Below are 10,518 nucleotides of genomic sequence, written 5' to 3' on the forward strand. Positions count from 1 at the left end.
CGCAAGGACTGGGCCAGCTTCTGGTTGCCGGCGCGGTCGCGGCCGGTGACCTGGACGTCGACCGGGCTGGGCACGCCGAAGTTCAGCACCTGGGTCACGATGTCGGAGGGCTGGACGTAGAACAGCGTGTCCGGGAACTGCACCGGCAACTGGCGGCGCAGGGCGCGGATATAGTCCTCCGTCGGCTTGTGGCCGGGGTTGAGCTGGATCTGGATCACGCCGTCATTCGGGCCGGTCGTGGTTCCGTCGGTGAAGGCCAGGTTATAGGACCGCTGGGGCAGGCCGATGTTGTCGAGGACGAGGCCGAGGTCCTGCTGCGGGATCTCGCGCCGGATCTCGGCCTCGATCCGGCTGAAATCCTCGGCGCCGGTCTCGATCCGGGTGCGCGGCGGCAGCCGGACATGCAGCTGGATCATCCCGGCATCGACGGCCGGGAAGAAGTCGTGCCCCAGCTGCGTGAACAGCACGCCGGCGCCGGCGAACACGGCCAGGGCGACGCCCAGGGTGGCGGCCCGGCGGCGGATGATGCCGGCCAGCATCCAGCCGTAGAAGTCGCGGAAGCGGTTGAAGCCGCGGTCGAACACCGCATGGGCGCGGGTCAGCGGCGTGGTCTGCCCGGCCTCGCGCCGGCCATGTTCGCCGCGCAGCAGCAGCCGGATGATGATCGGCGTCAGCGTCCGCGAGAAGCAGTAGGACGCGATCATGGCGAAGACGACCGCCATGGCCAGCGGCGTGAAGATGTAGCGGATGGCGCCTTGCATGAAGAACACGGCGACGAAGACGCAGCAGATCGCAGCGGTGGAGATCAGCGTCGGCAGGGCGATGCCGGCCGCGCCCTCCAGCACCGCCTCGTCGAACGGCCTTCGCTCCTCGAGCATGCGGTAGGTGTTCTCGATGGTGACGGTGCTGTCGTCGACCAGGATGCCGACGGCCAGCGCCATGCCGCCCAGCGTCATGATGTTCAGGGTTTCGCCCAGCGCCGACAGCACCGCGATCGAGGTCAGGATCGACAGCGGGATCGACACCATGACCACGATCGTCGCCCGCCAGGATCCCAGGAAGACCAGGATCATCAGCGCCGTCAGCCCGGCGGCGATGGCGCCTTCGCGCAGCACGCTGTCGATCGAGTTCTGGACGAAGGTCGACTGGTCGAACAGCAGGCCGATCTTCAGCCCCGGCGGCGCCGCGGCCTGGATCGCCGGCAGGGCCGCCTTGACCCGGTTGACGACATCCAGGGTCGACGCGTCGCCGTTCTTGATGATGGTCAGCAGCACCGAGCGCTGGTCGTTCGAGCGGACGATGTTCGACTGCACCTGCCAGCCATTGTGGACATGCGCGACATCCCGCAGGAACACGGTGGTCGCCCCGTCCTGCCGCACCGGCACGTCGCCGATGGCGTCGACCGTCGGCGCCGTGGCGTTGAGGTGGACGATGAACTGCTGCGATCCCAGCTTGGCGTCGCCCGACGGCAGGGTCAGCGACTGGGCGTTGACCGCATTGACCACCTGGGTCGGGGTCAGGCCGGTGGCGCGCAGCTTGTCCGGGTCGAGGTCGACGATGATCTCGCGGTAGCGGCCGCCCGACGGGGTCGGCAGGGTGATGCCGGGGATCGGCGCCAGGGCCTGGCGCATCTGGTACAGGCCGTAATCGTAGAGCTGCTGTTCGTTCAGCGTGTCCGAGCTGAGGCTGAGCTGCAGCACCGGCACGCTGGTGGCGTTGAACTGCACCACGATCGGCGGCTGGATGCCGGCCGGCATCAGGGACCGGGCGGAGTTGGAGGCGGAGACGATCTGGCTGATCGCCAGGTCGATGTTCACATTCGGCTGGAAGTAGATCTTCTCGACCGCCAGCCCTTCCAGCGTCTGGCTCTCGATGTTGCGGATATTGCCGACATTGGCGCTGATATAGAACTCGCTGTAGGTGGTGACGCGCTGCTCCATCTCCTGCGGCGTCAACCCGGTCAACTGCCAGATCACCGTCACCACGGGCACGTTGATCGACGGCAGCACGTCGCGCGGGGTCACGGCGATGCTGCTGCCGCCGAGAAGCAGGACCAGCAGCGCGACGACATAGAACGTGTAGGGATAGCGCAGGGCGAAACGGACGATACCCACGGCCAGGAATCCTTCAGGTCGGTCCAGCGCGACCACGCCGGCAGGGAAGGGGCGGCCCGGCCGGGCGCGATCGAATGCGTCATGCCGTGCCCTGCTCGAAGCCGCTCCCCCGCCGCCGCGTCGATCGGTCTCCGTGCCGTTCGGACGCAGGTCCACGCGCCGTCGCCGGCCCGCAGGATCGGGCCGCCGGCCGGGTGGGCGGGGTGAGCAAGCCTCGTAACGATCGTCTTGGGCGTTTGGTCAAGCCGTGCCGCCGTCCCGGCGAGCCGGGGCAGTGGCCGCGGGCGTCGATACCAGCTCCCCCTTCCGGGGCCGGTCGGTGCCGTTCGGCTGTGACGTAGCTCATATGAGGCGCCACAATTTTGCCGCCAGTGTCTTTTTGTCCATTTAGCTGTGACGGAAACTCATCATGGCCTTCGACGGCAGCCTTCTGGGCCGCATCGGCGTGCTGACGGCCGTGGCGGAGTGCGGGAACTTCGCCCAGGCCGCACGGTCGCTGGGCCTGACGCCTTCCGGCGTCAGTCGCGCCGTGGCCAGGCTCGAGGCCCGGGTCGGGGTGCGGCTTTTCGACCGCACGCCGCGCGCGGTGACGCTGACGGATGAGGGCCGGCGCCTGCTGAACCAGGCGGCGCCGCTGCTGGCCGGGCTGGAGGACGCGGTGGCCGAGGCGGCGGGCGATGCGGTGGCGCCGCGCGGCCGCCTGCGGGTCAATGTCGACCCCTGGTTCGCCCGCGTGGTGCTGGCGCCGCGCCTGCCCGGCTTCCTGGCCGCCTATCCCGACCTGTCGCTCGAGCTGGTGGTGCGGGACGCGCTGGGCGACCTGGTGGGCGAAGGGGTCGATGCGGCCGTGCGGTTCGGCCAGCCCGAACCCTCCGCCCTGGTGGCACGCAAGCTGCTGGAGACGCGGGTGCTGACCTGCGCCGCCCCGTCCTATCTCGCCCGGCATGGCACGCCGCGGCATCCGCGCGACCTGGCCGATCACGAATGCGTGCTGTTCCGGGATCCGGTGTCGGGCCGGCCCTTCGCCTTCGAGTTCCACCGGAATGGCGAGGTGGTGGAGGTGCGGCCGAAGGTCCGGCTGGTGGTCAGCGACCTCGCCACCAAGCTCGCCGCCTGCGCCGCCGGCCAGGGCGTGTCGCAGGCCCTGGAGCTCGGCCTGGCGCCGATGCTGGCCAGCGGCGAGCTGGTGCAGATCCTGCCGGACTGGGCGGAGGAGCGGTATCCGCTCTACGCCTATCATCCGTCGCGGCACCTGCCGCCGGCCAAGGTGCGCGCCTTCTTCGCCTTCCTGCTGGCCAGCATCGCCCAGGAGGCCGCCCTGACCGCGGCCGGCTCCGCCGCGGCGGTCCGGCTGCGGGCTTGACCGCTGCGGGCGCGACCAATCCGGGGCTGGTCAAGCCCGGCCATTGCTGCGACAAGGGCGGCTTCCTTCGGATCCCCGGCGCATGACCCTCCTCCTTGCCCTTCGCAACGCCGCCGTCACCTTCGGCGGCGATCCCCTCTGGACCGGCGTCGACCTGGCGCTGTCGGCCGGTGACAAGGCCTGCCTGGTCGGCCGCAACGGCAGCGGCAAATCGACCATCCTCAAGGCCCTGGCCGGCACCATCGAGCTCGACGGCGGCGAACGCTTCGTCCAGCCCGGCATCCGCATCGCCTATTTGGCGCAGGAGCCGGACCTGTCCAGCCACGCCACCGTGACCGACTATGTCGCCTCCGCCCTGACGGCGGATCGCGCGCATGACCTGTGGCGGGTCGAGGCGGCGCTGTCGGCGGTGAAGCTCGACGGCGATCGCCTCACCGGAACCCTGTCGGGCGGGGAGGGGCGCCGTGCCGCCATCGCCCAGGCCGTGGTCGGCCAGCCCGACGTCCTGCTGCTGGACGAACCGACCAACCATCTCGACCTGCCGACGATCGAATGGCTCGAAACCGAGCTGAAGACGTGGCGCGGCGCGCTGCTGGTCATCAGCCACGACCGGGCCTTCCTGAACGCGCTGACCCAGCGCAGCTGGTGGATCGACCGCGGCGTGCTGCGGCAGATGGACAAGCCCTTCGCCCAGTTCGACGAGTGGAGCGAGACCATCCTGGCGCAGGAGGAGGCGGAGCGGGTGCGGCTGGACAAGCGCATCGCGTCCGAGACCACCTGGTCGCGCCAGGGCATCAGCGCCCGGCGCAAGCGCAACCAGGGTCGCCTGCGCAGTCTCTATGCCATGCGGGCCGAACGCCGGTCCCAGGTCGACCGCCAGGGCGTCGCCGCGCTGGGCATCGCCGAGGCCGGCCGCGGTGCTGTCCGGGTGATCGAGGCCGACCATGTGTCCAAGGCCTTCGGCGACACCATCATCGTCCGCGACTTTTCCACCCGCGTGGCGCGCGGCGACCGGATCGGCGTGATCGGCCCGAACGGCGCCGGCAAATCGTCCCTGGTCAAGGTGCTGACCGGGGCCGAGCGGCCGGATTCCGGGACGGTCCGGCTGGGGCCGGGGGTGGAGCCGGCCTATTACGACCAGAACCGCATCGCACTCGACCCCGAGACCACGCTGCGCGACGTGCTGCTGCCGCATGGCGGCGACCATGTCCAGGTCGGCGACCAGAAGCGGCACATCGCCTCCTACCTCGCCGACTTCCTGTTCGATTCCTCGCGGATGTACAGCCCGGTGAAGAGCCTGTCGGGCGGCGAGCGCGGCCGGCTGCTGCTGGCCAAGCTGTTCGCCCGGCCCAGCAACCTGCTGATCCTGGACGAACCGACCAACGATCTGGATTTGGAGACGCTGGACCTGCTGGAAGAAGTGCTGGCCGATTTCCAGGGCACGCTGATCCTGGTCAGCCATGACCGCGACTTCCTCGACCGGCTGGTGACCTCGGTGATCGCGGTCGAGGGCGAAGGCAATGTCGCCGAATATGTCGGCGGCTACACCGATTATCTCCGGCAGCGACCGGCGGCACAGGCCGCGGCCCCCGCCGCACGCACCGCTCCGGTGGCCAGGCCGGCGGCATCGAAGCCGCGCACCAGGCTCACCTTCAAAGACCAGCGCGAGCTGGACCTGCTGCCCGGCCGGATCGAGGCGCTGACCGCCGAGATCGCGCAGTTGGGCGACGCGCTGCACGACCCCGCCCTCTACACGCGCAACCCCGACGGTTTCGCGGCCAAGAGCGCGCGGCTGGCGGCAGCGGAGGTGGAGCGCGAGGCGGCCGAGGAACGCTGGCTGGAACTCGCGGCGCTGGCGGAGGAGCTGAGCGCCTGATCCCAGGGCCCGCGGGAGCGGGATCTGGGTCACCCGACAGTATTGGCTTCGGCCGGTTGTCCCGGGCGATCGCCTTTGCTATTGGCAGGTGGCTTGTTAAACACATCATCGCCGGCGGGGCCCGCTCTGCGGTCCGGAATGATGGAATAGGGGGAAGATAAGATGCTGAAGTATGTTGGTATATTCAGTGGAATATACCTGTTCTGCGTTGTTGTTGCCGTGGCGGCGTCGATCGTTTTCCAGTTTGATCTGCCACCCTCGATGGGCATCATCGTTCTGGTCGTGGCCCTCGCTCTTCCGGTGCAGGGCTTCGTCAAGGATCATCAACGTGGCTTCAGCACCGGCGAGCGGGCGGTGTTCGCGACCGGCGTCGGCCTTGCCGTTCTCGTTCTGAATCTCGGCCTGGGGCTCGCATTTCTCTATGGTGTCGACGCTCTGCTGGGCGGTAGGAATGAATTTCAGGCGATGATCGAAGGCGCGGCGCGGGATGGTGTCTCGATGCCCATGGTGCTTTTGATCGTGGCCGCAGCGTCCTTCGTGCTGAGCTGGATCATCACGTTTTTCACGGCGCCGTTCTTTGCGCGCCGAGGATTGAAGAAGCTCGCGGCCTCGTAGGCCGCCAGGTTCGAAGCCCGGCCAGACTGGTATCAATAGGCTATTGATACCAGTCTGGCCGACCGCCACATCAGGGCGTCCCGGGGGGACCCGACAAAGGCACGCCGGTTTCAGGAGAGAACGATACCCATGGCCAAGCTGACCGAAATCGCGCCGGAGCTGTATGCGGCGGACCAGGTGGATCGTGCTGCGATTGCGGAGATCGCCGCATCGGGCGCGAAGACCCTGATCAACAACCGCCCGGATGGCGAAGAGTCGGCGCAGTTGTCGGCCGCCGACGCCAGGGCCGAGGCCGAGCGGCTGGGTCTGGCGTATGTCCACATTCCGGTGACCGCCTCCTCGATCGCCCTGGGCGATGTCGAGGCGATGCAGCAGGCGCTGGCGACGGCGGCGAAGCCGGTGGTCGCGCATTGCCGCAGCGGCACCCGCTCCACCCTGCTCTGGGCCGCAGGCGAAGTGCTCGCCGGGCGCCGCGCCGCCGCCGAGCTGGTGGCCGAGGCCGCGGCCAAGGGCTTCCAGATCACCTCGCTGCCCGGCCTGGTGGTGCGGCTGCGCGAAGACGAATAACTCCCGATGGCGGCGGCCCCGAAACCTCCACGGGATCGCACCGTCTCCTGGGTCGACCTGATCGATCTCGGGCTCGACCCGGACGACCGCCGGCCGTTGTTCCAGCAATTGCACCTGGCACTGCGCGACCTGATCGCGCGCCGCCTGGTGCCGGCCGGCACGCGGCTGCCGGCGACGCGGACCCTGGCCGAGCGCCTGGGCATCTCGCGCACCACCGTGGTCGCCGCCTATGACCAGCTGCATGCCGAAGGCGTCGTCACCGGCCGGGTCGGCGCCGGCACCTATGTCGCCAGCGAGATCGAGACGGGGACCGCCGTCCCCGGCGCCCCGGCCGGCGCTGGGCCGGGCCGGGACCGGCCGGGGCCCGCGGCATGGCAGGCCGAGACGCTGCCCTTCGCCACCGGCTTCTGCGGCATGCATCCGGCGACCGAGCGGGCCTGGGGCCGGCTGGTGCAGCGCCATCTGCGCGGCATCGGCATCCGCCAGCGCGTCTATGCCGACCCGCTCGGCGACCCGCCGCTGCGCCAGGCCATCGCCGAATATCTCCGCGTCGCCCGGTCGGTGGATTGCGATGCGGGCCGCATCGCCCTGGTCTCCGGCAGCCAGCAGGGGCTGGACCTGACGCTGCGCACCGTGGCCGAAGCCGGCGACGGCGCCTGGATCGAGGATCCCTGCTATCCCGCGGCGCTGGCCGCGCTGCGCCAGCACCGGCTCGACATTCTGCCGGTGCCGGTCGACGGCCAGGGGCTGGATGTCGCCGCCGGCCTGGCGCTGCGCCCCGATGCCCGGCTGGTCTACTGCACCCCGACGCACCACTACCCGCTCGGCGTGGCGATGAGCCTGGCGCGGCGGATGGCGCTGCTCGACTGGGTGCGCGACGGGCGCTGGGTGATCGAGGACGATTACGACAGCGAATTCCGCTTTTCCGGCCGGCCGCTTTCGGCGCTGCAGGGGCTGGATCGCGACGGCCGCGTCATCTATCTCGGCACCCTCAGCAAGGTGTTGTTCCCGGGGCTGCGCATCGGCTACGTCGTGCTGCCGCCCGGGCTGGTCGACCGTTTCGCCGCCGTGCGCAGCGCCGCCGACCGCTTCCCGTCCTCGGTGCTCGACGACGTGCTGGTCGACTTCATCAACGAAGGCCATTTCACCCGGCACATCCGCCGCATGCGCCAGGAATACGGTGAACGGCGCGAGCGGCTGATCGCGGCGCTACAGGCCGAGGCCGGTGGCGACCTCACGGTCGCCCCGATCGACCGCGGCATGTACCTCGTCGCCGACCTGCGGCCGGGGCTCGACGACCGGGCGGTGGCCGAGGCGGCGCGCCGGCGCGGCGTGACGGTGCGGCCGCTGTCGTCGATGCACATCGCGGCGCCGCCGCGCTCGGCCCTGATCCTCGGCTTCACCGGCTTCGCGCCGCCGGCGCTGGACGAGGCGGCCAGGGTGCTTGGCACGGTGCTGCGAGGGTTCCGCTAGAATCCGGTGGGGCCGACCGATCCGACCCAGCGGCGGACTTTGCTGGGATCTGCCTCGTCCATGTAGAAGAAATGGGTCATCGTCGGCCGCACGGTCTCCAGGCTCGGATCATCGAAGCTCATCGTGACCTTGCCGTGGAAGATCTTGAGCAGCGGGCTGTCCCAATATTCGACCACGTCGTGATGGGCGGTGAAGCCCTTGTCGATGAAGTCGCGCAGGTTCCGGCGGATCGCTTCGCGGCCGTGCCAGTCGGCAACGCCGAGATTGCACACCGCATCTTCCGCGAAGCAGTCGAAGCCCTGGCCGAAGGTCTTGTCGTCGATCTCCCGCCACATCGCCAGCAACCATTCCGGCGCGGCGGTCTTGGTAAAAGTGATCGTGGTCATGTCGTCTCCTGGGGGTGTCACGGATCGATGCTGCTGTCGCATCGTCCAATTCTATGTAGGGCGGCAGGTATCGGCGGAAGCGCCAATAACCCCTCGTTTTCCGCCAAATCGGCCTGATCTGTTGAAGCTTCTATCCCGCCCAGGCATGCTTGGCGGACATGTCAAAGACCCCTCGCTCTCCGCCAGACGCCATCCGCATCGTCGAGGTGCTTGCATTCCCGTCGGTGCAGCTGCTCGATGTCACGGGGCCGCTCCAGGTGTTCGCATCCGCCAATGATCTCGTCGCCGAAGCAGGCGGAACGCCGCCCTACGCTATCCGTCTCGTGGCGAAAGGCGGGCCGGGCGTTACCGCCTCGGCCGGGCTGGAACTTGCAACCGGACCGCTTCCGCCCCTCGGCGCGGCGGTTGACACGCTGATGGTCGCGGGCGGCCAGGGCGTCGAAGCGGCGGCGGCCGACCCGGTGCTGGTCGATTGGCTGCGGCAGGGGGCAGGGCAGGCGCGGCGGGTCGCCTCCGTCTGCACCGGCGCGTTCCTGCTGGCCGCGTCCGGGGCGCTGGACGGGCGGCGGGCGGTGACGCATTGGTCGTTCTGCGCCGATCTCGCCCGGCGCTTCCCCGCCATACGGGTCGAGAGCGACCCGATCTTCGTGCAGGACGGGCCGGTCTGGACCTCGGCTGGGGTGACGGCCGGCATCGATCTCGCGCTGGCGCTGGTGGAACAGGATCTCGGGCGCACCGTGGCGCTGGCCTTGGCCCGCTACCTCGTCGTCTTCCTCAAGCGTCCGGGCGGGCAGGCGCAGTTCAGCGCCACCCTGTCCCTGCAAGCGGCCGAGGACAGTTTCGGGGCGTTGCATGACTGGATCAACGGGCATCTGGCCGACGATCTGTCGCTGCCGGTCCTGGCCAGCCGGGCCGGGATGAGCGAGCGCAGTTTCAGCCGGCACTACGCGGCAGCCACCGGGCTGACCCCGACCCGGGCGGTCGAGCGGCTGCGGGTGGAGGCGGCGCGGCGCCTGCTGTCGGAGTCCCGCCTGCCGGTCAAGCGCATCTCACGGCAATGTGGCTTCGGCTCGGAGGAAACCATGCGCCGCAGCTTCCTCCGCCTGCTGGCGGCCACACCGCAGGATTATCGTGCCCGGTTCGGCGCTTGAGCGTCTCACCATCACAGATGGGATCGATTGGTCGGGCCGATCACGCAGAATTGGACCTTTCCAACCGGGCCGCATAGCCTCATCGAGAGGGCCAATGCTGCCCCGAGGATCGCCATGACCGAGATTGTCCCCTCCGCCCGCGCCCGGCTGAAGCGCCTGGCCAAGCGCGGCGCCTATGACCGCGAAACGGTCAACGCCGTGCTTGACGCCAGCGTGACCTGCCACATCGCCTATGTCCTCGACGGCCAGCCCTACTGCACGCCGACCGCCTATTGGCGCGACGGCGACCGGCTGTACTGGCACGGCTCCTCGGTCAGCCGGATGCTGCAGGGACAGGGGGCCGGCATCCCGGTCTGCCTGACCGCCACCCATATCGACGGGCTGGTGCTCGCCCGCTCCGGCTTCAACTGCTCGATGAACTACCGCGCGGTGATGGTGTTCGGCACGGCCTCGAAGGTCGAGGACGAGGCGCACAAGCTGGAGGCGCTGGACGCCTATGTCGAACGGCTGTTCCCGGGGCGGGTGGCCGAGATGCGGCGCCCGACGGTGAAGGAGGTGCGGGCCACCACGCTGATCTCGATGGAGATCGAGGAGGCCAGCGTGAAGATCCGCAGCGGCCCGCCGCATGACGATGACGACGATCTCGATGCCGGCATCTGGGCCGGGGTGATCCCGATCACCGAGACGATCGGCGCGCTGCAGCCCTGCCCGCTGCTGCCGGCCGGCATCGCACTCGGCGTGACGACCGATGCCTATGCGCCGGGCCGGCATTTCGACGATATCCTGCGGGCCAATGTCGGGGGCGCCGCCGCCCCGGCCGATGCCGGCGAGTGAGGGGAAAGCTGTTATGACCGACCGCACCAACGATCTGGGCCAGCCGATCGGCGCCCCACTTCCCGGCTGGGAGAAGCGGCTGCTGCCGCCCAGGACACCGATGGAGGGCCGCACCTGCCGGCTGGTCCCGCTCGACGTC

Annotated in this window: 9 protein-coding genes; 7 read left to right on the forward strand and 2 right to left on the reverse strand. The window is 69.4% G+C overall.

Annotated elements, in window-relative coordinates; all coding sequences use genetic code 11:
* Positions 1-2,114: efflux RND transporter permease subunit (locus tag AC3XYG_RS20375; protein ID WP_489141696.1), on the reverse strand; the 2,114-nt coding region annotated here is incomplete at its 3' end.
* A 409-nt stretch (positions 2,115-2,523) separates the two neighbouring features.
* On the opposite strand from AC3XYG_RS20375, the gene AC3XYG_RS20380 reads away from it, so the two are divergent.
* The 5 genes from AC3XYG_RS20380 (at position 2,524) to pdxR (ending at position 8,008) form a co-directional block, all read left to right on the forward strand.
* Positions 2,524-3,477, forward strand: coding sequence for a LysR family transcriptional regulator (locus tag AC3XYG_RS20380; RefSeq protein WP_489141697.1), 954 nt, complete (start codon positions 2,524-2,526; stop codon positions 3,475-3,477).
* An 82-nt stretch (positions 3,478-3,559) separates the two neighbouring features.
* Positions 3,560-5,353 carry an ABC-F family ATP-binding cassette domain-containing protein gene (locus AC3XYG_RS20385; RefSeq protein ID WP_489141698.1) on the forward strand — a complete coding sequence of 598 codons (1,794 nt, stop codon included), beginning with the start codon at positions 3,560-3,562 and terminating at the stop codon, positions 5,351-5,353.
* Positions 5,354-5,515: 162 nt separating this feature from the next.
* Positions 5,516-5,968 (forward strand): ABZJ_00895 family protein, encoded by a 453-nt coding sequence (locus AC3XYG_RS20390; protein WP_489141699.1) that lies wholly within the window; start codon positions 5,516-5,518, stop codon positions 5,966-5,968.
* 129 nt (positions 5,969-6,097) lie between these two features.
* Positions 6,098-6,535, forward strand: a complete 438-nt coding sequence (locus AC3XYG_RS20395; RefSeq protein WP_489141700.1) for a protein tyrosine phosphatase family protein — start codon at positions 6,098-6,100, stop codon at positions 6,533-6,535.
* A 6-nt stretch (positions 6,536-6,541) separates the two neighbouring features.
* On the forward strand, positions 6,542-8,008 hold the full coding sequence (gene pdxR, locus AC3XYG_RS20400; RefSeq protein ID WP_489141701.1) for a MocR-like pyridoxine biosynthesis transcription factor PdxR: 1,467 nt from the start codon (positions 6,542-6,544) through the stop codon (positions 8,006-8,008).
* Here the strand turns inward: pdxR and AC3XYG_RS20405 are convergent.
* Complete coding sequence (locus AC3XYG_RS20405) at positions 8,005-8,394, reverse strand: hypothetical protein (protein ID WP_489141702.1); 390 nt, start codon at positions 8,392-8,394, stop codon at positions 8,005-8,007. The genes pdxR and AC3XYG_RS20405 overlap by 4 nt on opposite strands.
* Positions 8,395-8,552: 158 nt before the next feature.
* On the opposite strand from AC3XYG_RS20405, the gene AC3XYG_RS20410 reads away from it, so the two are divergent.
* Together AC3XYG_RS20410 and AC3XYG_RS20415 are read left to right on the forward strand one after the other, a co-directional pair.
* A complete protein-coding gene (locus AC3XYG_RS20410; protein WP_489141703.1) occupies positions 8,553-9,545 on the forward strand; it encodes a GlxA family transcriptional regulator in 993 nt (330 codons plus the stop codon).
* Between the two features lie 114 nt (positions 9,546-9,659).
* Positions 9,660-10,379 (forward strand): pyridoxamine 5'-phosphate oxidase family protein, encoded by a 720-nt coding sequence (locus tag AC3XYG_RS20415; protein WP_489141704.1) that lies wholly within the window; start codon positions 9,660-9,662, stop codon positions 10,377-10,379.
* Positions 10,380-10,518 lie beyond the last annotated feature (139 nt).

Source organism: Inquilinus sp. (assembly GCF_057815775.1).

Bases quoted from the DNA above. Each gene is read 5' to 3' on its own strand.
- AC3XYG_RS20390 (WP_489141699.1), top strand. From the start codon at position 5,516: ATGCTGAAGTATGTTGGTATATTCAGTGGAATATACCTGTTCTGCGTT.
- AC3XYG_RS20405 (WP_489141702.1), bottom strand. From the start codon at position 8,394: ATGACCACGATCACTTTTACCAAGACCGCCGCGCCGGAATGGTTGCTG.
- pdxR (WP_489141701.1), top strand. From the start codon at position 6,542: ATGGCGGCGGCCCCGAAACCTCCACGGGATCGCACCGTCTCCTGGGTC.
- AC3XYG_RS20410 (WP_489141703.1), top strand. From the start codon at position 8,553: ATGTCAAAGACCCCTCGCTCTCCGCCAGACGCCATCCGCATCGTCGAG.
- AC3XYG_RS20415 (WP_489141704.1), top strand. From the start codon at position 9,660: ATGACCGAGATTGTCCCCTCCGCCCGCGCCCGGCTGAAGCGCCTGGCC.
- AC3XYG_RS20380 (WP_489141697.1), top strand. From the start codon at position 2,524: ATGGCCTTCGACGGCAGCCTTCTGGGCCGCATCGGCGTGCTGACGGCC.
- AC3XYG_RS20395 (WP_489141700.1), top strand. From the start codon at position 6,098: ATGGCCAAGCTGACCGAAATCGCGCCGGAGCTGTATGCGGCGGACCAG.
- AC3XYG_RS20385 (WP_489141698.1), top strand. From the start codon at position 3,560: ATGACCCTCCTCCTTGCCCTTCGCAACGCCGCCGTCACCTTCGGCGGC.